The 23080-nt window shown below is 46.8% G+C and carries 21 protein-coding genes and 1 other annotated feature (1 of these 22 cut by a window edge); of the genes, 16 read left to right on the top strand and 5 right to left on the bottom strand.

All coding sequences use genetic code 11. The annotated features are described in order from the left end of the window. Positions 1-125: a binding site (T-box leader), on the top strand (it extends 74 nt beyond the left edge of the window). Positions 126-211: 86 nt separating this feature from the next. Continuing rightward, the gene (gene tyrS / locus KW93_RS12255; RefSeq protein WP_033543310.1) at positions 212-1480 is read left to right on the top strand and encodes a tyrosine--tRNA ligase; all 1269 of its coding nucleotides are present in this window, start codon (positions 212-214) and stop codon (positions 1478-1480) included. Positions 1481-1571: 91 nt separating this feature from the next. Then, on the top strand, positions 1572-2105 hold the full coding sequence (locus tag KW93_RS12250; protein WP_052131607.1) for a general stress protein: 534 nt from the start codon (positions 1572-1574) through the stop codon (positions 2103-2105). Between the two features lie 90 nt (positions 2106-2195). Here the strand turns inward: KW93_RS12250 and KW93_RS12245 are convergent, their stop codons facing one another. Then, the gene (locus KW93_RS12245; RefSeq protein ID WP_033543309.1) at positions 2196-2993 is read right to left on the bottom strand and encodes a cobalamin-binding protein; all 798 of its coding nucleotides are present in this window, start codon (positions 2991-2993) and stop codon (positions 2196-2198) included. Positions 2994-3096: 103 nt separating this feature from the next. Beyond that, on the bottom strand, positions 3097-3699 hold the full coding sequence (gene rpsD, locus KW93_RS12240) for a 30S ribosomal protein S4 (RefSeq protein WP_033543308.1): 603 nt from the start codon (positions 3697-3699) through the stop codon (positions 3097-3099). Between the two features lie 360 nt (positions 3700-4059). On the opposite strand from rpsD, the gene megL reads away from it, so the two are divergent. Both megL and KW93_RS12230 read left to right on the top strand, forming a co-directional pair. After that, a complete protein-coding gene (gene megL / locus KW93_RS12235; RefSeq protein ID WP_033543307.1) occupies positions 4060-5274 on the top strand; it encodes a methionine gamma-lyase in 1215 nt (404 codons plus the stop codon). A 255-nt stretch (positions 5275-5529) separates the two neighbouring features. Next, entirely contained in the window at positions 5530-7437 is a 1908-nt protein-coding gene (locus KW93_RS12230; protein ID WP_033543306.1) for a putative bifunctional diguanylate cyclase/phosphodiesterase, read from the top strand. A 42-nt stretch (positions 7438-7479) separates the two neighbouring features. Here the strand turns inward: KW93_RS12230 and KW93_RS12225 are convergent, their stop codons facing one another. Together KW93_RS12225 and hisJ are read right to left on the bottom strand one after the other, a co-directional pair. Beyond that, entirely contained in the window at positions 7480-7959 is a 480-nt protein-coding gene (locus KW93_RS12225; protein WP_033543305.1) for a GAF domain-containing protein, read from the bottom strand. 8 nt (positions 7960-7967) lie between these two features. Next, positions 7968-8780: a histidinol-phosphatase HisJ gene (gene hisJ / locus KW93_RS12220; protein WP_033543304.1), complete on the bottom strand. Its 813-nt coding sequence runs from the start codon at positions 8778-8780 to the stop codon at positions 7968-7970. Between the two features lie 153 nt (positions 8781-8933). Here hisJ and ezrA point away from each other — a divergent pair, with 153 nt between their 5' ends. The 11 genes from ezrA (at position 8934) to KW93_RS12165 (ending at position 20941) form a co-directional block, all read left to right on the top strand. After that, positions 8934-10637 (top strand): septation ring formation regulator EzrA, encoded by a 1704-nt coding sequence (gene ezrA, locus KW93_RS12215; protein WP_033543303.1) that lies wholly within the window; start codon positions 8934-8936, stop codon positions 10635-10637. Positions 10638-10752: 115 nt separating this feature from the next. After that, positions 10753-11856 carry a cysteine desulfurase family protein gene (locus KW93_RS12210; RefSeq protein ID WP_033543302.1) on the top strand — a complete coding sequence of 368 codons (1104 nt, stop codon included), beginning with the start codon at positions 10753-10755 and terminating at the stop codon, positions 11854-11856. Between the two features lie 3 nt (positions 11857-11859). After that, positions 11860-13062: a tRNA uracil 4-sulfurtransferase ThiI gene (thiI, locus tag KW93_RS12205; protein WP_033543301.1), complete on the top strand. Its 1203-nt coding sequence runs from the start codon at positions 11860-11862 to the stop codon at positions 13060-13062. A gap of 109 nt (positions 13063-13171) precedes the next feature. Continuing rightward, positions 13172-14743: an acyl-CoA synthetase MbcS gene (gene mbcS / locus KW93_RS12200; protein WP_033543300.1), complete on the top strand. Its 1572-nt coding sequence runs from the start codon at positions 13172-13174 to the stop codon at positions 14741-14743. A gap of 120 nt (positions 14744-14863) precedes the next feature. Further along, on the top strand, positions 14864-15799 hold the full coding sequence (gene rarD, locus KW93_RS12195) for an EamA family transporter RarD (protein ID WP_033543299.1): 936 nt from the start codon (positions 14864-14866) through the stop codon (positions 15797-15799). 59 nt (positions 15800-15858) lie between these two features. Continuing rightward, positions 15859-16872: a signal peptide peptidase SppA gene (gene sppA, locus KW93_RS12190; protein ID WP_033543298.1), complete on the top strand. Its 1014-nt coding sequence runs from the start codon at positions 15859-15861 to the stop codon at positions 16870-16872. Positions 16873-16884: 12 nt separating this feature from the next. Further along, positions 16885-17463, top strand: a complete 579-nt coding sequence (locus KW93_RS12185) for an RDD family protein (protein ID WP_052131606.1) — start codon at positions 16885-16887, stop codon at positions 17461-17463. Between the two features lie 106 nt (positions 17464-17569). Then, positions 17570-18493 carry a class I SAM-dependent methyltransferase gene (locus KW93_RS12180; RefSeq protein WP_200883342.1) on the top strand — a complete coding sequence of 308 codons (924 nt, stop codon included), beginning with the start codon at positions 17570-17572 and terminating at the stop codon, positions 18491-18493. A 71-nt stretch (positions 18494-18564) separates the two neighbouring features. After that, the gene (locus KW93_RS12175; RefSeq protein WP_033543297.1) at positions 18565-18750 is read left to right on the top strand and encodes a hypothetical protein; all 186 of its coding nucleotides are present in this window, start codon (positions 18565-18567) and stop codon (positions 18748-18750) included. 298 nt (positions 18751-19048) lie between these two features. After that, positions 19049-20227 (top strand): carboxylate--amine ligase, encoded by a 1179-nt coding sequence (locus KW93_RS12170; RefSeq protein WP_052131605.1) that lies wholly within the window; start codon positions 19049-19051, stop codon positions 20225-20227. A gap of 3 nt (positions 20228-20230) precedes the next feature. Then, entirely contained in the window at positions 20231-20941 is a 711-nt protein-coding gene (locus tag KW93_RS12165; protein ID WP_033543295.1) for an aspartate/glutamate racemase family protein, read from the top strand. 53 nt (positions 20942-20994) lie between these two features. Here KW93_RS12165 and KW93_RS12160 read toward each other — a convergent pair whose 3' ends face one another. Continuing rightward, positions 20995-21489, bottom strand: a complete 495-nt coding sequence (locus KW93_RS12160; RefSeq protein WP_033543294.1) for a universal stress protein — start codon at positions 21487-21489, stop codon at positions 20995-20997. Positions 21490-21852: 363 nt separating this feature from the next. Here KW93_RS12160 and ald point away from each other — a divergent pair, with 363 nt between their 5' ends. Further along, positions 21853-22968 carry an alanine dehydrogenase gene (gene ald, locus KW93_RS12155; protein ID WP_033543293.1) on the top strand — a complete coding sequence of 372 codons (1116 nt, stop codon included), beginning with the start codon at positions 21853-21855 and terminating at the stop codon, positions 22966-22968. Positions 22969-23080 lie beyond the last annotated feature (112 nt).

The following is a 23080-nucleotide window of genomic DNA, read 5'->3' as shown; positions in this document are numbered from 1 at the left end:
AAAACGCAGCAGCTGAATTACAGGTTTGGAGTTTACGGAAGTGCCCCGTTCGGCACGTGTGAAAGTGGAAGGGTATTTTTTATATCCCTTCAAGCTGGGTGGTACCGCGCAAATGCGTCCCTGCATGTCCAAACATGCAGGGGCGCATTTTTTTCGTGCAAACAACCAGTAGTCGAAGTATTAAGATAATTGTATACGAGGAGGAATAGTTATGTCGAATGAATTATTGGAAGATCTTAAATGGAGAGGCTTATTATATCAGCAAACGGATGAAGAGGGGCTTGCCGAATTATTGGAGAGCCGCAAGATTTCATTGTACTGCGGTGTGGACCCTACTGCCGACAGCATGCATATCGGCCATATCGTCCCGCTTTTGACTCTGCGCCGTTTCCAGATGCACGGGCACAGACCGATTCTGCTCGTGGGAGGCGCAACCGGAATGATCGGGGACCCTTCAGGCCGCAATGAAGAACGTCAATTGCAGACAACAGAGCAGATTGACCGCAACGTGGAAGGCATAAAGGTTCAGATGGAGCAGATTTTTGATTTCCAGGCGGAAAACGGCGCGCAGATGGTCAATAACCGCGACTGGATCGGTGCGATGAGTGTCATCGAATTCCTCCGGGATTACGGCAAATTGATCAACGTGAATTACATGCTTGCCAAAGATTCAGTGGCGTCTCGTCTTGAGACGGGCATTTCGTTTACAGAGTTTTCCTATACATTGATCCAGGCAATCGATTTCAATCATTTATACGATAACTTCGACTGCCGCGTGCAAATCGGCGGTTCGGATCAGTGGGGGAATATCACTTCGGGGCTGGAAGTGATCCGCAAGACGCATGACGAAGAAACGAAAGCGTTCGGCATTACGATTCCACTTGTCACAAAAGCTGATGGCACGAAGTTCGGCAAGTCGGCTGGCGGATCTGTCTGGCTCGATGCAGCAAAAACGTCACCATATGAGTTTTACCAGTTCTGGATCAATACTTCAGATGCTGATGTTATCAAATACCTGAAGATCTTCACATTCCTCAGCCGCGAAGAAATCGAGGCGCTTGAAGAATCGGTGGCCATTGAAGCCCATCTGCGGAAAGCGCAAACGGTGCTGGCGGAAGAAATGACACGCCTTGTCCACAGCGAAGCTGCACTGGAAGATGCGCAGCGCATTACGAAAGCGCTGTTCAGCGGAGACCTTAAAGCCTTGTCCGCAAGCGAAATGAAAGCGGCATTCAAAGATGTTCCTTCCATTGAAATGGCGCGTGAGCCGAAATCGATCGTTGAGCTGATTGTTGAAGCGGGTATATCACCATCGAGACGCCAGGCGAGAGAAGATATTACAAATGGCGCCATTTCGGTCAATGGTGAAAAAGTGACGGATGTGGAATATATCATCGACGGCAAAGACCGCCTGGAGGATACATTTGCAATCATCCGCCGCGGGAAAAAGAAATACCATATGGTGCAGTTTCTGGCTTAATTCTGTATAACATGTTTATTCTGGGAGCCAAAGGGTAAAATTGGACTGTGTCGACTTTTCCATTGAATTACAAATCCAAGGAGGCGTAATAATGTCAAGAGTAGTAGGTTCTTACCGTACAGAAGAAGAAGCGATCAGAGCAATTGAAGACTTGAAAACACAGGGGCACCGGGCAGAAGATATCTCGGTTCTCAGTAAAAATGAAGATGAAACCAGACATGTAACAGAAGAAACGGGTACACATGCCGGTGAAGGTGCAGCAACCGGGGCAGTGGCAGGCGGAGCGCTTGGCGGTCTTGGCGGCGTACTTGCCGGAATTGGCGCATTGGCCATACCGGGCATTGGGCCGATCGTGGCGGCCGGACCAATCGTGGCCGGTCTGACAGGAGCTGCAGCAGGTGCTGGAATCGGCGGTTTGGCAGGTGCTTTGATTGGCCTGGGCATCCCCGAAGATGAAGCAAAAGATTACGAGAATCGCTTCAATGAAGGCCAAATCATTGTACTTGCTGAAGATGATACCTTGAATATTCCGGATCATAATGACCGTGACCGTTTTACATCCACTGACCCGTTAATCGGCAATCAGCAGGGTACCGGCGGGATCCGCGGTTCACGCGATATTTAATAATAAAGCATGAAAATGCAAAAGCAACGCCTTCTTAACAGACGGCGTTGCTTTTGCATTTTATATAGAAGAAAAAATTTGAACTTCTTTTCAGCGTTTCAGGAATTGCGGGATTTCCATCGTTTCAAACTCATGGGGGTGAAGGAGTTTGCCGAGTTTGATCGCACCTTCGATCAGGCGGGGAGAAGGGCGGCAATACAGTTCTTCTTCCATGACATGAACATTGCCGGCTGCTTTCATTTCCGCAAAACCGGGGCGTTTGCGGAGCAGTTCCGGTTTTACTTTATCCGTCATGATGCCGACCCAGGCAAGCAGAATATAATCCGGATCCCTGTTGACGATGTCCTGCCAGTCGGTTTGGATATTGGCGGAATCCGTGTCATCGAAGATATTCCGGCCACCTGTGATTTTGCTGATTTCCGTCAGCCAGTTGATTTTTCCGGGAGTGAAAATCGGTTTTGGCCACCATTCCCAGTAAAGCGATGGACGGTTTGCGACAGCAGCTGACCTCGCTTTGATCTCGGCGATGGCGGCGGAATAGGCGGCGTAGGCGGAAAGGGCATCGACTCCGCAGGCTTCGCCGACTGCCAAAAGATCCTGCCCGATGTCATCCAGACTTTGAGGGTCAAGGATGATATGGGGAATGTTTCTCTTCTTCAATTCATTTACATTTTTATCCATGCCCGGCACACTTAACGATGCAAGCACCAAATCGGGTTCCAGGCCTTCAAGTTCATCCATGCGGATGGAAAGATCAGGACCGAGCCTCGGCAACTGGGTGACAGCTGCCGGCCAATCGGAATAATCATCGATGCCGACCAGCATTTTCTCGGCTCCCAAAAACGCCAGCAATTCTGTATTGCTCGGACAGATTGAAATAAGTCTCATTGCTGCACCTCCGTTTTCTCCAGTTTATCATAAAGGGCAGCTATGCGAATAAAACAGAAAAACCCCAAACCGGAAACCCGGTTCGGGGTTTGAAATCGAAAGATTAACGTGAGTAGTACTCAACGATCAACTGTTCGTTGATTTCAGCAGACAATTCGCTGCGTTCTGGGTAGCGTACGAATGTACCTTCTTTTTTGTCAGCGTCGATAGAAACGTATTCAGGAACAAAGCTGTTCACTTCGATTGCTTCGTTGACGATGTCAAGGTTGTTTGATCTTTCACGGAAAGTGATCGTTTGTCCTGGTTTCACGCTGTATGACGGGATGTCAAGGCGCTTGCCATCAACAAGGATGTGACCGTGGTTGACCAATTGGCGAGCCTGGCGGCGAGTACGTGCTAAGCCTAAGCGGTAAACAACGTTATCAAGGCGGGCTTCAAGAAGGATCATGAAGTTTTCACCGTGTTTACCAGGCATTTTACCTGATTTGTCGAAAAGAGTTCTAAATTGGCGTTCAGTTACACCGAACATGAAGCGCAATTTTTGTTTTTCCTGTAATTGCAAACCATATTCAGAAACTTTTCTGCGCTGGTTGGCACCGTGCTGACCTGGTGCGTAAGGGCGTTTTTCCAATTCTTTACCTGTTCCTGAAAGGGATACACCCAAACGGCGGGACAGTTTCCATGCTGGACCTGTATAACGAGACATAGTAGTCTCCTCCTCTGTTGTTGGTTTTTAGAGTAAAATAAAAACCAGATGCATTCATGCTGCAAGCCATTTTATAGTCCTGTACCTTCGCTCAGCAGCCAAGAGTTACGCGATACACCTCTATAGTCAAGACCGGAGCGCCAAAGGGACGCCGGTTTTCCTATAAGGAATAAAATGGACGGGCAGGCACATACAACTGCTGCGATTATTTTACACAAAGCATAGTATAACCGATTTCACCAATCAAAGTCAATCGAAAGATTTATATGCGGGAGGGTGGCTTTCCTTTTCATTAGCTTCACGGTAGAATGAAAGTGAGGAATGTAAGCGCTTACTATTTACGATTAAGGGGTGTACCAAATGGACAAATCAAAGATGAGCATGGAAACAGCGGCAATCCACAAAGGGTATGACAGTTCGAAACACCATGACAGCCTGGCGACTCCGCTTTATCAGACGTCAACATTTTCATTTGCCACAGCGGAGGAAGGGGAAAACCGCTTTGCCGGCAATGCGGAAGGGAATATCTATTCGCGCCTGGGCAATCCTACGGTACGTGTGCTTGAAGAGCGGATGGCTGAAATCGAATACGGCGAAGGGGCGCTGGCATTTGGTTCAGGAATGGCTTCGGTAAGTGCGATTCTCATTTATTTGACAAAGGCGAATGATCATATCCTCTGTTCAAGGGGGATCTATGGCTGCACGTTCGGCCTGCTGGAGATTATGGAAGAAAAATACGGCATCACACATGATTTGATTTCAATGACGACAGAAGAAGAAATAGAAGCCGCCATCAAACCTGAAACAGTCTGCATTTATGTAGAGACGCCGATTAATCCGACCATGGAGCTCGTGAATCTGGAAGCGGTAATCAGAGTGGCTGAAAACCATGGCATCCGAGTGGTGGTGGACAATACGTTCTGTTCTCCGTATCTGCAGAATCCGCTGAAATTGGGTGCAGACTTTGTTCTTCACAGTGCCACAAAATACCTGAACGGGCACGGGGACGTCATCGGTGGCATTTTAGTGGGCAAAGACGGAGAGGAAATGCAGCAGATCCGCATGACGATCCAAAAAGACGTAGGCGGCATCATGTCACCATTCGATGCCTGGCTTCTCCTGCGGGGATTAAAAACACTTCACGTCCGCATGGATCGGCATATTGAAAACGCAGAGAAAGTGCTCGCGTTCCTGCAGCAGCAGCCGGCAGTCAAAAAAATCCATTATCCTGCCGACCCGGGACATCCTCAATATGAGCTGGCTAAGCGGCAGATGGCAAAAGGCGGCGGTCTGATTTCATTTGAACTCGAAGGCGGCAAAAGGGAAGCGCAGAAATTCATGAACTCGTTGTCCCTGATTAAAATTGCGGTCAGCCTGGGCGATGCAGAAACACTGATCCAGCATCCGGCTTCAATGACGCATGCGGTTGTCCCGGAAGCCTCGCGTAAAGCGATGGGCATTACAGAATCCCTGCTCCGGCTGTCGGTCGGGCTGGAGGCAATTGACGACATCGTCGCCGATTTGGCGGGTGCGTTTGAAAAAACGGCAGCTGGTGCAAAACTCCAGGAAATTTAAAACGGATCCATAACAAAACAGATAAGCAGGGATGCGCTGTTGGCATCCGAGAAAAGTCAAAGGAGAAAAGTTGATTCTCCTTTGGCTTTTATGGTTTCTGGACATTTGAATATGCTATATTATCTATACTGTTTAATTCTTTTGAACTTTAAAAATGGAAAAACTTATAAAACTGTAAAGAAATCCGTATAGTTGCCGATACTGTATAAAGGTCGACTGTAAAATTTCAAAATTCCACTGGATGAGGTAGCATACATGACATTACATAGGACCAACGACAATTACATGAGTGAAGCTGAAAAGTTAAGATCGAAAGTCGCCAACCGGATCGGTGACGTAATGGGCTGGGGCAATTTGGGCGGCGGAATTATTTTCGGCATTTTTATAATGATGGATGGACGGGGGATCACATTCCTGGAATATCCGGTGCCAATCGGCATGATCATACTTGGGCTGCTGTCGCTGTTAGTAGGCAAACGCCATGGACGCGATTCCGTGCGCCCGCATATTTACCTGTTGAACTATATGCTTTTTCCACTGATTCTGCTGTACTTCATTGAGGATGCAGCCACTACCATCTGGTCACTGACCTTTCTTTATTTACTGATGGCCGTGACTCTGCAGAGTCGGAGAATGCTGCTTTATTCGTTCGTTTCCTCAATGGTGGGACTCATTATCCTGATGATGACAGCCCCCGATCAGCTGACTGTCCTTCTGGGAGTCGAAGACCACGTCATCCGGCTGGTCCTGATTTCAGTGGCCGCCGTTATTTGTTTAAGCGGAATCTATTCAATAAAGGATAAAGAAAAATTATTATTTCATTACATACACAAAGCCGAAGAAACAGCTTATCTCGATCCCTTCCTGAAAATACCGAACCGCATAGATTTCAATCTATATGTGGATCATCAGCTGAAAACGAAGCAATTATTCCTTTGGAAGCTGGAATTGAACCAGCTGCAGTCGGTTTACGATGTTCTGGGGCATAAACGGACCGATGAACTGCTGTTAATGGTGACCAGAAGACTGAAAGGAAAACTGCCGGCTGACACTTATCTCGCCAAGGGGGAAGGCAGCACGTTCCTGGCAGCAACTTCCAGTTTCGGGAGAGAAAAATTGGAAACTGATTTGAAAGAAATGCTGCGTTACCTGACAGCCCCTTACGATTTGTTCGGCCATGATTATCAATTGACGTTCAATATCGGCGTGGCGCTTTCGGGACCGGACGGTGACAGCAGTGATGAATTGATGCGCCATGCACAGTTTGCGCTGGAACAGGCGAAATTGGACGGCATCAATCAAATCGTATTTTCATCGGATAAATTAAAAAGCAGTACGATGAGCCAGGTGCAGGTTTCGGAAGCGCTGTACCAGGCAAATCTGGATGCGGAATTCCATCTGGTGTACCAGCCGCAGATTGAATTGAAATCCAATCAGATTGTCGGAGTGGAAGCGCTGATCCGGTGGAACCATCCACAGATGGGCATGATATCGCCAGGCCTGTTCATCGAAATTGCAGAAAAAAACGGTTTTATCGTACCGCTCGGCAAATGGATTTTGGAAAAAGCCTGCTGGGAAGTTCAGATGCTGTCAGATTCCATCGGCCGTCCATTGAAACTGGCGGTGAACGTGTCGTTCATCCAGATCAAGCAGGAAGGATTTGTGGACGAAGTTCTTCATATTCTGAAAAAAATCGGCTTTCAGCCGGACCGCCTCGAAATCGAATTGACCGAACGCTCGCTGTTCGAGAACCGGCCGGAAGATCTGGCAAAAATCGATGCGCTCAGAGCCAAAGGCATTCGCATTGCCATTGATGATTTCGGCACAGGATATTCTTCTTTCGGCATTCTGGCGAAAGTCAAGGTGGATAAAATCAAAGTGCCGCGCGATTTCATTGAAAATGTCGACAGCAACCAGAACAGCCAGCGGATCGTTACGACAATTGCATCCATGGCCGACCGTTTCCAGCTGACTTGTCTGGCGGAAGGCATCGAACGTCCGGAAGAGAACAATTTCCTGCATCAGCTCGTGTGCCAGGAAGTGCAAGGGTATTATTACGCCAAACCTGCGATGATCAAGCAAGTGGAAGAATGGCTGTCGCTGCCTCGCGAAAAGCTTACAGCCTTCGTGCCGCCAGACAGCGCAGAACCTGTATCCCAATAAACAAAAGCCGGAAACTCCATTGGGGAGTTTCCGGCTTTTGTCTTATAAATGGCTCATTAAAATTTCAGTGAAAGCTTCAAGGCCCTGCTGGTCTTCTTCGGTGAAGCGGCTGAGTTCCGGGCTGTCGATGTCTAAAACGCCGATCACTTCGCCATCTTTGATAAGCGGAACGACAATTTCAGAACGGGACGCCGCGTCACAGGCGATGTGGCCAGGAAAAGCATGGACATCTTCGACAAGCATCGTTTTCTTTTCGGCTACTGCAGTTCCGCAGACGCCGCGACCCACCTGGATGCGGACGCATGCAGGCAGTCCCTGGAAAGGACCAAGTACCAGTTCGCCGTCTTCCATCAAATAGAAACCGGCCCAGTTGATGCGTTCAAGAAATTGATTGAGCAATGCAGCTGCGTTGCTTAAGTTCGCGATTCTATTTGTTTCGCCGGTGAGCAGCGCATCAAGCTGCTTGCCGAGCATCGAGTACTGTTCAGCGCGCGTTCCGCTGTAATCGGTTTGAGTAAACATGGGGACCCTCATTTCATTGGTATAGTAGAATTATTATAGAATTTTTCGTGATGTTTATGCAAGCCTTCGACACTGTGCGCATCGGAGCCGAACACCAGCGGGATGCCAAGGGATTTTGCATAAGGCAGATAGGCCTCCGGCGGGTATGGTTCACGGCAGCCGGGTTTCGACAGGCCGGCGCTGTTCAAATCGATTTCACAGCCACCGGCGGCAATCAGGAGGAACAGCTTTTCAATTCGCAAGCGGTCTTCGATGGCTTCGCCGTGGTCCAGCTGGAATTTGTGAATCAGCGTCGGATGGCCGATGCGTTTTGGTTTAAAGGGTCCGAGGTCCGCTGAAACAGATGCTTCAACGGTATCGTAATAACAGTTATAGAGGTCTGAAACAGAGCCTGTGATGCGGGCAGCTTCTGCAAATACTTCTTTGCTGAAATCAATGCAATGATATGCGCCGTTTAGCTTCAGAAAGTGGACAGAAAGGATGGAGTCGTCAAGCATCGGTCCGAAGACATCAAGGAATTTGCGCGTTTCTTCTTCATAGCCTTCGATGAAGTCGACTTCGAGTCCGGTTCGGATCCGTATATCTTTTTTATACCGGTCTTTTACTTCGCTGACCGCTTCAAGATATGCCGATAAAGTTTTCAGATCCATGCCACTGTCTTTTTCAGGTGTCGTATCTTCAAACGAAAACGGGAGGGGAGCGTGTTCCGTAAAACTGATATCTGTGAATCCTGATTCCAAAGCCTTTTCAACATAAGCATTCAACGAATCTTTCGTGCCATGCGGACAATAAGGGGAATGGATGTGCGCATCTCTTTTCATCAATCGTCTTCCTTTCATACGAAATGAAAATTTTTCTCTCTTTTATTAGAAATTGGCGAACATTACAGGTCATAACATGTTAAAATAGGAGAATCTAGAATTTAAATTACATAGAGCTGGAAAAGTGATTTTGAACAGGGGGCTATATGACTTATGGTGGAGTATATCATCATTGCGGTCATTATTCTATTAGCGGTAATTATCGTTGGCTTTATGTTTCGCAAGAAGCATCACGCGGAAATTGAACGCTTGGAACAGTTAAAACTGCAAATACAAAACAAACCGATTTTGGAAGAATTGACGAAAGTGAAACAATTGAACATGAACGGCCAGACAGAAGAGATGTTTGAACGCTGGCGAGCTGTCTGGACTGAAGTGATGGATATACATATTCCGAATATCGATGGCATGCTCTTTGATGCAGAAGATGCAGTGGACCGCTTCAATTTCAAAAAAGCTTCCACTTCCGAGAAAAATGCTGAAGAGAAAATCGACCAGGTTGACCGGCAGATGAATGATATACTTATCGAACTGGAAGAACTGATCGGCAGCGATGAAAAAAACCGCAGTGAAATGGATCTTCTGCGGGATCAATACAGACAGGCACGCAAAAGCCTGCTCGCGCATCAGTATTCCTACGGAGCGGCAGCCGTTCCGCTCGAGAAAAAGCTGGAAACGTTCACTCCACAGTTTGAGGAATATGATGATTTGACTGCCCAGGGCAATTACTTGAAAGCGCGCGAAATCGTCATTGGCCTGTCAGGCGAAGGCCAAACCACCTTCCGGTTGATTGAAGTGATTCCGCCATTGCTTGCAGACATCCAAACCAAGATCCCTTCCTATATCAATGAACTGCGAAGCGGCATCCGGGAGATGGAATCTCAAGGGTATTACCTGGAACATCTGGAAATTTCGAAACAGCTGGACGCAATGGAAGAAGAGCTCGCTGCTGCAAAAGAACAGGTGAGCCGTCTCGATATTGATGAACCCAAAGCTGCTGTAGAGGAAATGAAAGAAAAAGTGGATTCTTTTTATGAGCTCTTGGAAAAAGAAGTGGAATCCAGGCATTACGTGGACCAGCATAAAAATGCAACAGCTGCCATGCTCGAAAAAATCACATTGGAAACACGTGAAATGTCCGACGAATGTGCGGTAGTCCAGCAGAGCTATAAAATACCGGAACAGGAAGCGAAAATCCCGAAATCCTGCCTTGAAACGCTGGAAGATCTGCAAAAACGATTTGATTTGCTTCAGTCCAGAACGGAAGAAGATCAATCTGCCTATTCCAGTCTTCACCAGGAGTTAAGTGAAATCCGTTCCGAACTCGAAAAGATCGATACGACGCGGGCTGATTTTTCGGAATCGCTGAAAAGCCTGCGGACTGATGAACATAAAGCGCGTGCAAGACTTGATATTCTGAAACGGAAACTGCAGGAAACCGACAGAATGCTTCATAAAGCCAATACACCGGGCATCCCGGAAGAAATGGATATCCGGCTGGAAGAAGCGGAAGAAAATCTGTTTGTCGCAATGCAGGGGCTGCAGGAAGTCCCGTTGAATATGAAGCTTGTCGATAATTATCTGGTGAAGGCTGAACGGTCGATAGAAGAAGTGGAGGAAAAGTCGATCGAGATGATTGAGAATGTCCAATTGATCGAGCGCATTATCCAATACGGCAACCGTTACCGCAAAACCAACCCGCAAATGAACCATAAATTGATGGAAGCTGAGGAATCTTTCCGCCAGCTCCGTTATTCTAAAGCACTTGAAGAAGCTGCCACTGCAGTTGAAAACTTCGAGCCGGGATCGATGAAACGGATTGAAGTGCTTTCGAAGGAAAGTGCATGGAAAGTATAAGAAATGCGACGGCGCCCGTTAAGCCCCGACAAGCGCTGGAGGGCTTGTAAGTAATCCATTAAAATTTGAAACCACCAGCTCTCGCGCTGGTGGTTTTCTTTTCGGAGGTGAACCCATGATTTATCTGGATAACAGCGCAACGACCAAACCTAAAAAAGAAGTTTTGGAAACCTTTATAAAAGCGAGTGAAACGTATTTCGGAAATCCGGCTTCACTTCACCGGCTCGGAAATGATGCGGAAAACCTGCTCGAATCAGCGCGCAGGCAAATTGCCCAAATCTTACAGATGGAACAGGTCGTTTTTACATCTGGCGGAACAGAAGCGAATAATTTGGCGATTCTTGGAACTGCACGCGCCTATGCGCACCGCGGTCGCCATATCATTTCGTCCGTGACTGAACATGCTTCTGTTATGAAATGCCTGGACAGGCTGGAAGACGATGGTTTTGAAATCACCCGTCTGCCGGTGGATAAAAACGGTGCAATCGATTTAAATCACTTGAAGGACAGTTTGAGAAGCGATACGATTCTTGTGACATTGATGCATGTGAACAATGAGACCGGTGCAGTAAATCCAGTCTCTGAAATCAAAGAAATATTAAAAGGAACCCGTACATTTCTTCATACAGATGCTGTTCAGGGCACAGGGAAAATTCCCCTTGATCCTGAATCCATGCCCGATCTGCTGACAGTGTCGGCACATAAACTGCATGGCATGAAAGGAAGCGGCGTTCTGGCTTTTAATGACATACAGCCGGAAGCGGTCATGCTTGGCGGCGGCCAGGAATTCGGCTATCGCAGCGGCACTGTTTCGGTACCGCATGCGGCCGCCTTAGCGAAAGCTTTGCGGCTCGCTCAGCCCAATGCCGAATGTGCACAGTGGAATAAAAAGCTGCGGGAATATTTCAGCCGGTTTGATGATGTCAGGATCATCAGCCCGGGTTCCGCTGCCACGCATATTCTTTCAATTTCGATGAAAGGCGTCAAAGGTGAAATTTTGGTGTCAGCGCTTCAGGAAGAATCGATCATCGTATCGACTTCAAGCGCCTGTTCATCGAAAAATACAGAAATGAGTCATGTCATCAAAGCGATGGGGGTACCCGCCTCCTATCAAACGGGTGTGATCCGCCTCAGTTTCGGAGCGGATACCACAGAACAGGATATTATTGCGTTTCAAAACGCATTCCAAAAGGTACATGCAATCATCAAAGGAGTTTAAAAAATGAAAACAAATCAGATCCTCATCCGTTACGGAGAACTTTCAACAAAAGGCAAAAACAGAAGTTCGTTCATCGGACGTCTGCGTGACAATATCCGCCATACATTCAGTGACCTCGGGAAACTTCAGATCAAAGCGGAGCGGGACCGGATGTTCATCAACTCGGACAATGAAGAAGACATGGAGCAGGTGATAGCCCGTCTGCCGAAAGTATTCGGCATCCAGTCATTCAGCCCGGTCACTGAAACTGAGCTGTCCATTGAAGCGATGCAGACGGCAGCCATTGCGCTGATCGGCAAAATGGATACAGAAGGCAAAAGCTTTAAAGTTTCCGTCAGACGGGCCAACAAGGAGTTCGGCATGCAAAAACCGGAAATTCTGCAGGCCATCGGATCATCCGTTCTCAGCACTTATTCAGGATTGTCCGTGCAGATGAAGGATCCGGACATCGAATTGAAAGTGGAAATCCGGGAAAAAGCCGCCTATATGACTGCACAGGTTATCTCTGGTGCCGGCGGACTGCCAATCGGCGCCGGCGGCAAAGCCCTCTTGATGCTGTCAGGCGGACTGGACAGCCCGGTTGCCGGATATCATATGCTGAAACGCGGCGTCAGGCTGGAGCTGATCCATTTTTTCAGCCCGCCATTCACGAATGAGCGTGCAAAAGAGAAAGTCCTGGATCTTGCGGATAAACTCAGCCAGTTTGGTTCATCTGTCAATCTGCACATCATTCCGTTCACAAAACTACAGCAGGAAGTCCATAAACAGGTGCCGGATAATATCACGATGACTTCAACCCGTCGCATGATGATGCGCGTGGCGGATAAAGTGCTGGAACAAACCGACTGCAAAGCGATCATCACCGGAGAAAGCCTGGGACAAGTGGCGAGCCAGACACTTGAGAGCCTGTATGCCATAAACGCGGTCACCGCTACACCGGTTCTTCGTCCTTTGATTGCCGCGGATAAACTGGAAATCATTGATACAGCGATGGAAATCGGAACACACGATATATCGATCCGGCCTTACGAAGATTGCTGCACTATTTTCACGCCGGCAAATCCGAAAACGAAACCGAAGCTTGATAAAGTCGAGTATTATGAACAGTTCGTGTCGTTCGATGAATTGATTCAGGAAGCTGTCGATAATCGGGAAATCATCAAATTCCCGAGACCCAAGAAAGATGAATTCGAAGATTTATTGTGAAACCGCCTCTAGGCGGTTTTTTTCTTCTTTTATAGAATTATTTTGAATACTGAAATTATTGCGATACAATAAAAAGGAATTCAGCAAACAGTTCAAGGGAGGGTTCCACATGAATCGAGAAGAGTTACTGGCACCGGAAGAGTATAATCTAGTGGACGAAATTGAAAAATTTGCAACCGGAGAAGGAAAAATGGCGCTTGTCTGGGAAAATGACAAAGGTGATTCAAAAAGCGTCACTTACGACGAATTGATGGCAAAGGCCAATAAAACAGCCAACAGTTTCATGAAAGCTGGTCTGGTTCAAGGGGATGTCGTGCTGGTCATGGTGCCTCGGCTGATTGAAGCGTATGTGGTTTATATCGGGGCGCTGAAAGCGGGGCTTACTGTGATTCCGAGTTCAGAAATGCTTCGTGCAAAAGATATTTCCTACCGTTTGAGCCACAGCGGAGCAAAAGCGGTGATTGCCTATGAACAGTTCATGGACCAGTTCACAGAAGTTCCTGAAATGGCAAATACAATAAAACTGGCGATCGGCCAGGCGGACAGTTCGTGGATTTCCCTGACGGAAGAAATGGAGCGGGCATCGGACCAATTCGAAAAAGCTGCGACGCGCAATGACGATATGGCATTTCTGTCCTATACTTCAGGCACGACCGGCAATCCGAAAGGAGCCATACATAGCCACGGGTGGGCTTACGCACATCTCCGGACATCTGCTGAGCACTGGCTCGGTGCAAAAGAAGGCGATCTGGTCTGGGCAACGGCAAGTCCCGGCTGGCAAAAATGGATCTGGAGCCCGTTCCTTGCCACACTCGGCAGCGGTGCGACAGGTTATGTCTATAACGGGAAATTTGAACCCGAAACATATTTGCACATTCTGGAATCGAAAAGGATTAATGTTTTATGCTGCACACCGACCGAATACCGGCTGATGGCGAAGCAGAAAAATCTGGCCGATTTTGATTTGTCCTCACTTCACAGTGCGGTGTCCGCAGGGGAACCTTTGAACGCGGAAGTCATCAACGTCTTCAAGCAGCATTTCGATCTTGAAGTAAGAGACGGATACGGCCAGACAGAAAACACGCTGCTGGTCGGCGTAATGAAAGGGATGGAAATCCGCATCGGATCGATGGGCAAGCCGACGCCCGGCAATAAAGTCGAGATCATCGACGAATTCGGCAAACCATGTAAAGCCGGAGAAGTCGGAGATATCGCCGTCCACGCAGAAACGCCTGCTTTATTCAAAGGGTATCTGAAGGATGATGAACGGACGAAAATGCAATATCGCGGTGATTATTATGTGACGGGCGATAAAGCTTCAAAAGATGATGACGGTTATTTTTGGTTCGAAGGCCGCGGTGACGATATCATTATTTCTTCCGGTTATACGATCGGGCCGTTTGAAGTGGAAGACGCTTTGGTGAAACATCCGCTCGTGCAGGAATGTGCGGTTGTCGGTTCACCGGATGAAATCCGCGGCACTGTGGTAAAAGCGTTCGTCGTGCTTGTTGAAGATGCAGATCCTTCAGATGAACTTGTGAAGCAATTGCAGGAGCATGTCAAAGGACTGACCGCGCCTTATAAATATCCACGATCCATTGAATTTCTGGATCAACTTCCGAAAACTGCATCCGGCAAAATCCGGCGCGTCGAATTGCGCCAAAAGGAAATGAATAAATAAATCATAAGAAAGCAGCCGTTTTTTTCGGCTGCTTTTATTATTGCCTAACGCCTTGAAGAAGCCTATAATTAAATGATATTTCGATTGGCAAAATAACCGGAGAATGGTGAGCAGAATACAATGACAGATGAGAAAAAAGGAATACTTTATACGATATTGACCTATGCACTATGGGGAGTGCTTCCGATTTATTGGAAACAGCTCGGGCATGTACCAAGTGACGAAATACTGACGGCACGAATTTTTTGGGCATTCTGGACAACGTTGCTGGTCATCTTCCTGATCGGAGGCCGAAAAAATCTTTGGAGCGATCTTAAGACGCTGTGGCAATCAAAAAAAGCTTTTTTCACGCTGATGCTGGCTTCCTATTTGATTACGCTGAACTGGTTTCTTTACATTTTTGCGGTCACAAACGACCGGATCGTGGAAACGAGCATGGCCTATTATATCAACCCGCTTGTTTCAATGCTGCTGGGTGTTTTCTTTTTGAAGGAGAAGCTGACGCCGGCCATTAAAGTTGCCTTTGTTCTGGCGGCCATCGGTGTAGGAATTCTGACCGTTTCTTACGGCGTGTTCCCGTGGATGGCTTTGGGGATGGCGTTCAGTTTCGCTTTTTACGGCCTGATCAAAAAGACGATCAAATTGAATGCGCTGCGCGGACTGGCACTGGAAACTTTGTTTGTCCTGCCGGTAGCCGCTGCATTTTATATTTATCTGTTTGCAATCGACAGAGCCGCATTTACAACAATTGATGCCGGCACCGACTGGCTGCTGATCCTGAGCGGAGCAGTCACAGCTCTCCCGCTGTTTTTATTTGCAACCGGAGCACCGCTGATTCCCATGTATATGATCGGGTTCCTTCAATATATTGCACCGACGATGATGCTGATTATCGGAGTGGCGGTTTACGGGGAGGAATTCAACCGGATCAGTCTGATTTCGTTTTCATTTATCTGGGTGGCTCTGATGCTGTTTACCGCATCCAAAGTGTCGGAAGCCAGAAAGATCCGCAGGGAAAAAGTGCAGGAACCGGTCGTCTATACTAAAAAACTATGAAACATTTTTACAGCTGGATCGTATTAGAGAGACAGAAGAAATAAAGGAGGAAATTACAGATGAACACAAAAAGATGGATAGCACTGGTTATTGCTGCCGCTGTACTGGTGATATCTTTACTCGTAAATTCGGTATTCTCGATGTTCCAGTCCGATTTCGCCAGCAGTTTTGATGAATTGATGGCGGTGGAGGCTTCCCAGTTTGAAGAAAACATTATACAGGATGGCAGCGCCAATTCCCGTATTGCGGTTCTGAAAGTGGATGGAGCCATCCAGGATACTGGACAGGCATCTCCACTTTTCGGAGCTGCGGGATATAACCATCAATTGTTCATGGAACAGCTTGAACAGGTAAAAGCAGATGACACAGTCAAAGCGGTTATGCTGACAGTCAACTCACCGGGAGGCGGGGTAGTTGAGTCAGCTGAGATCTACGATGAAATCACCGAGATCCAGGAAGAAACAGGCAAGCCGTTCTATGTATCGATGGGAGCCATGGCGGCTTCAGGCGGATATTATATTGCGGCCCCTGCCGATAAGATTTTTGTTCACAGGGAAACTTTGACAGGATCCATCGGTGTCATCATGCAAAGCGTGAATTATGGTGAACTTGCGGAACGGCTTGGCATCGATTTTGTAACAATCAAATCCGGCCCCTATAAAGACATCATGAGTCCGACAAGAGAAATGACCGAAGAGGAAATGGCCTTGATGCAGGAAATGCTGAACGATTCCTATGAAGGATTCGTTGACATCATAGTGGAAGGCCGTGATATGCCTGAAGAAGAAGTGCGGGCTGTTGCCGACGGCCGCATCATGAATGGGCGCCAGGCAGTGGAAGCGAACCTGGCAGATGATATTGGCTATGAAGAAGATGTTATAGAAGGGCTCCGCAACGATTTTGGCCTGGAAAATGCCCAGGTGATTGAATATGGCCTGTCGCAGAGCTGGGGTTCATTATTTGCAGTAAAAGTCGGTTCACTGTTCGGAAATGATCTTGAAACGCAATTATTGACGAAACTGATGACGGAATACAGTTCACCGCGCATGATGTATCTTTATGGTGAAAAATAAGGAGGGGCGATCATGGAAGACTTGACGATTCAGAAACAACCGCCAGCCAGTGATGCAGAAACCACTCGCCCCGGCAGCCGGCAATATGAAGAAGTGCAGTTCTATGAACGTAAACCCGCAGGATTCTGGATACGATTCTGGGCATACCTGATAGACCTGCTGCTGATTTCAGGTGTGACTTCGATTCTGTTTAAACCCGTGTTTGCACTTCTTGGCATTGAAACTTCCACGGATTCCTGGTATGCGCCATTTGCGATCCTGTCGGCCATTCTGTTCTATGCTTATTTCGTCCTGATGACGAAATTCTTCAGCCAGACAGTCGGGAAAATGATTTTCGCGATTAAAGTTGTATCATTGAAGAAAGACCATCTTGACTGGGGCACCCTGCTGTTCCGTGAATGGATTGGCAGGCTCATTTCAGTGACGGTTCTGCCACTTTATTTCATCGTCGGTTTTACGCCATTGAAACAGGGCGTCCACGATTACTTTGCGGATACCACCGTTGTACATGAAGAATCTTTCCGGAAACGAAGCATGATGCAGAAAATCCACCGCGAGGAGCCGGGGTTGCAAGAAGACCGGGCCTTTTAGTATGATGAAGGCAGGATAAATAAAGACGAAACACTAAAAGAATTGACAAAATAATAGTTGAAACCCACTCAATCGAGTGGGTTCTCTTTATGAGGATGGCGAAATCATGAATTCAGCAATGGAAAATGTATTTAATTTTATTGATCAGTATACTGTTGAAACCCAGAAAGAACAGGATACATCCTATCTGGAAAGTTTATTGACGACCACTGAAAACTGGCTGGACGGCTTGATTCAGCCTGCTGAAGAGGCCGGCAAGGAAGATATCCGAAAAGCGATTCAGCTGGCAGTTCTAAAGGGCATGAAAGAACATATCCAGCCGCACCACCAAATGACACCGGATGCCCTCGGTTTGCTGATGGGTTATCTCGTGGAACTTTTTGTGAAAAAAGAACAGGCGACCATACTTGACCCTGCTGTCGGAACAGGAAACCTTTTGTTGACCATCATGAATTACCTGGACGGCAAATTAATGGGCGCCGGCGTGGAAATCGATGATCTATTGATCAGGCTCGCTTCGAATATCGGCAACCTAGTGCAGCAGCCGATCACTTTATACCTGCAGGATGCTTTACAGCCTTTATTGATCGATCCGGTTGATGCAGTGGTTTCTGATTTGCCGGTGGGTTATTATCCGAACGATGAAAATGCAGCGACTTACGAATTAAAAGCGGAAGAAGGCATGTCATACGCCCACCATTTATTCATTGAACAGTCGTTGAAGCATACAGCGGAAGGCGGCTACCTCTTTTTCATCGTACCGAAAGCGCTGTTTGAATCGCCTCTGGCCAGTCAATTGCATAATTATTTGAAGAAGACTGCCCATATCCAGGCCGTCATGGAATTGCCGGATACTCTTTTTAAAAATTCCACTCATGCAAAGGGAATCCTTGTGCTGCAAAAGAAAAAAGAAGGCTTAAAAGCACCAAGGGAAGTGCTGTTGGCGAGAGTGCCTAATATGTCGAAACCCGATTCCATGGCGAAGTTTTTCGTTCAGGTCAATAATTGGTTTAAAGAAAATAAGGAATGAATTGGTGAAAATATGCTATAATGGATTCAGCAGAAACAGTTTACCAGACCAATCGAAAAGAGGGATGACCCATGAGTGAATCCAATGACGCACCGAAAAAAGTGAGTTTGCAGGAAGCTGTAAAGCGCCAGCTTGAAGCGAAAAAGAACCAGGCCGCAGACAAAAAAGGCGGTGGCAACGCATCGCTTGAAACCAAGAAAATGAAGAGCCAGCAAACGAAAAAAGTGAACAATACCCGCCGCAAGATGGGTGTGTAAGCAAAGAAAAGCGTCCGCGGGAGAATGGACACAGCGAAAAACAGACCAAAAGGGTCTGTTTTTTTCTTTTTCTGAGGAATTTCTCACATTTTCAGGCTGAGATTTCTATTAAGCAGGGTGAAAATGCTATAATTATTCACTGTAACAGCAGTTTCATTCAGATAGGGAATGCCCCGATTTCATGACGGTGTCCCGGATTGTGATAGACTTACACTATAATAACTTAAAAAGAGAGCTGATAAACTTGACTTCATCTACTAAGGAAACCACGTTTTTACCCATCCTTCTGGGGTCGGATATGAACGCATACGGCATGGCCAGGTCTTTTTATGAAGCATACGGCATCAAGCCGCTTGTTCTTGGAAGATCAAACCTGTCCGCTACCCAGAACAGTGATATCCTTCATTTTAAAGTGATCGAAGATTTGAATGAGGAAAAAACATTTCTGCCGGCAATGCTGAAAGAGGCGGAAGAAAACAAAGGGCAGAAACTTTTGCTTCTTGCCTGCGGCGACGATTACGCAAAACTCATCATACGGAATAAAGACAGACTCACGCCTTATTTCGAAGTTCCTTATATCGACGAAAAACTGATGAACCGCCTTGTGCTGAAAGAGAATTTTTATAATATCTGCGAGCAGTATGGATTCAGCTATCCACGCACGGATTTATGCACGTTTGAAAACTATAAAGAATTCTCGCCGAATTTCACCTATCCGATCATCATCAAAGCATCCAATTCAGTTGCTTACTGGAATGTTTCATTTCCGGGCAAAAAGAAAGTTTTTGTCGCACATGATCCAGCGGAAAAAGATGCGATTCTTGAAGCGATCTACAGTTCTCCCTACAAGGATAATCTGACGATCCAGGAATTCATTCCGGGCGATGACTCATTCATGCGGGTGTTGAACGCGTATGTCGGCAAAGACGGCAAAGTGAAATTGATGGCTCTCGGGAATCCGATTCTCGAAGAGCATTCACCGGAAGGGATCGGCAGCTATGCCGCAATCATCAACACATTTGATCAAAAGCTTCTCGACAAAGTGCGTTTCTTCCTTGAAGACATCGGCTATACCGGGTTTGCCAACTTCGACATGAAATACGATGCGCGCGATGATTCCTATAAACTGTTTGAAATCAACCTACGCAACGGCCGCAGCAGTTATTATGTAACTGCGAGCGGGCATAACCTGATGAAATATGTGGCAGACGACCACATCTTCAATAAGCCCCAGCAGCTTGTTTATGCAAAAGACAAGCATCTCTGGCTGATCATTCCGAAGAAAGTGCTGTTTAAATATGCACAGAATGAAGTGCTGAAAAAAGAAGCGAAACGCTTGATCAAAGAAGGCAAAGTCACTAATTCATTATTCTACAAAAAAGATTTTAATCCTAAGCGATGGATAAAACTTTCCCTGAACAATTTGAATTACCACCGTAAATACAAAAAATACTTCAATAATAAAGGTTTGTCGTAAGCTATGGAGAAGAAGACACTTGGCATTGTGGGGGGCGTAGGACCCCTTGCGACTATGTTTATCGGCGAAATGATCGTGCGCCGCACAAAAGCTGCAAAAGATCAGGATCACGTCAATTCGATCATCACAAACAATACCCGCATACCTGACCGTACCGCGTTCATTTTAGGCAAGTCTCAGGAGGACCCGGTCCCTGTCATGATATCGGACATGGAAAGGCTTACTGCGGCCGGTGCGGAACTTATCATCATCCCCTGCAATACAGCCCATACCTTTTATGAAGAGCTTCAGCAGGGATCACCGGTTCAGGTCATTCACATGATCCGGGAAACGATGAAACGGGCAGCGGAACAACAGGCGGAAAAAGTCGGCATCCTTGCAACGACCGGAACCGTTACATCGAAAGTCTATCAGCGGGCGGCGGATGAATTTGGGCTTGAACCAGTGCTGCCAAACGATGAAATTCAGGAAAAAGTCATGTCGATCATTTACGATAATGTCAAAGCCGGCAAAGATGCGGACAGGAAAACCTGGCAGGAGATCGTGAAGTATATGGAAGATCAGGGATGCGACCGCATCATACTCGGCTGCACAGAGCTGTCCATTGTCAAAAAGGACATGAACCTGCCTGATTTTTATCTGGATTCATTGATTGTATTGGCGGAAACGGCTATCCTGTCGTGCGGCTACGAACTTACTGAACCGCTCACATAAAAAAATGCCTTTTCCGGAAACGGAAAAGGCATTTTTTCTTTCTGGCTGATGACTTAAACCGATGGATTCTGGATATCATCGACTCTTGCCATCAACTCTTCCGGCGCATCATCCGTGCGGACGACAAGCACGTCGCACGTTGCGGAACGGACGATGTGTTCAGACACACTGCCGATCAGGAAACGTTCTACTGCATTCAAGCCGGTAGCGCCGCAGATGATCAAATCCGCTTCAGCTTTTTTGGCGAGCTCACGGGAAATCATTGTTTTGGGAGAACCGTACTCCACCAGGATGTTGACATTCTGGACGCCTGCTGCCATGGCGTCTTTTTTGTAATCCATAAGAAGGTCTTCCGCAAATTTCTGAGCTCTGTCTGCGATGGAGCGGTCATAGGCCTCTATGGCTGCAAAAGATCTTGTGTCAATGATATTGACAAGATTCAGCGTCGCATTATTGCGCGTCGCGATGCCCACAGATTTCCTGAATGCCCATTCCGCTTCTTTGGAACCGTCCACTGCCACCAAAATTTGTTTGTATTTCAATGTCATAAGCGCATTCCTCCTGTTCTATCTATGAAATTCGATAAATAGAGTGCAAGCTCCTTCTTTTTTAAGAAAAGAATCAAGGATAATTGTGACAGCTTCACGAATGGAGAGAAAATCAACCTGCATATTCAAATCTCTGACTGTGAATTTTAACAATTATATTAGTATAAATTGTAAGCGATAACAGTTTAAGATTTCACTTTTCAATGACTGCATAGAAATCTGTATAAATACTTTTATGATTTTCTGGATATTTACATTCAAATTGGGCAATATGCGTAAATATCTGTTAGAATGGATTTGCTTTGAAAATTAATTATTTTCTAATCTATATTTACTATTAATTGATTAATGGAGGGTTTCACCATGCGTATTGGAGTTCCAACAGAAGTTAAGAATAATGAAAACCGGGTAGCGATGACGCCAGCTGGTGTTGTCAATTTATCTTTATACGGCCACGAAGTTTTCATCCAGTCGGGAGCAGGCCTTGGATCTGGATTTTCAGATGAAGACTACACATCTGCCGGAGCACATATAGTTAATACAGCAGAGGAAGCATGGAATCAGGAAATGATCATGAAGGTCAAAGAGCCGGTTTCAACTGAATACGGCTATTTCCGTGAGGGCATGATCCTGTTCACGTATCTGCACCTTGCACCGGAACCGGAATTGACAAAAGCGATGCTGGAAGCGAAAGTTGTCGGAATTGCCTATGAAACTGTACAGCTGCCGAACAACACATTGCCTTTATTGACTCCGATGAGTGAAGTTGCCGGCAAGATGTCCACTCAAATCGGTGCGCAGTTCCTTGAGAAGATCCACGGGGGCGGAGGAATACTGATTGGTGGAATTCCAGGAGTGTCACGCGGTAAAGTTACAGTGATCGGCGGCGGAGTAGCAGGAACAAATGCTGCGAAAGTTGCGGTCGGAATGGGAGCGGATGTTACAATTCTTGACTTGAACCCTGACCGTCTTCGCCAATTGGACGATTTGTTCGGCCGTGATGTGCAGACGCTTATTTCAAACCCATTGAACATTGCGCAATCAGTCCGAAATTCGGATCTTGTAGTGGGTGCCGTGTTGATTCCAGGTGCCAAAGCGCCGAAACTGGTAACTGAAGACATGATCAAATCAATGAAACCAGGTTCAGTTGTTGTCGATATCGCAATCGATCAGGGCGGAATTTTCGAAACAAGCGACCGTATCACCACACATGACGAACCGACTTACATCAAACATGGCGTCGTTCATTATGCAGTAGCGAATATGCCAGGGGCAGTGCCGCGCACGTCAACTATCGGATTGACGAACGTAACAGTTCCTTATGCAGTTCAAATTGCCAATAAAGGTTATAAAAAAGCGATTCTTGAAAATGAAGCGCTGAAAAAAGGCGTCAATACACTTGAAGGCTACATCACTTATAAAGCGGTGGCAGACGATCAGGGAGCCGAGTACAAATCGGTTGACGAATTATTGGCATAAGCCAATTAACAAAAAAGCTGCACCGGGCATTTGCCGGATGCAGCTTTTTTTGTCGAGAAAGCATATTCTTTTCTAATCATTACGCTGCATATCTTTTAATGTCTCGAAGCTA

The sequence above is a fragment of the Planococcus sp. CAU13 genome (genome assembly GCF_000775575.1).
Classification (GTDB): Bacteria; Bacillota; Bacilli; order Bacillales_A; family Planococcaceae; genus Planococcus.
The sequence above is the reverse complement of the archived record's forward strand: the minus strand, read 5'-3'. Positions and strand labels throughout refer to the sequence as shown.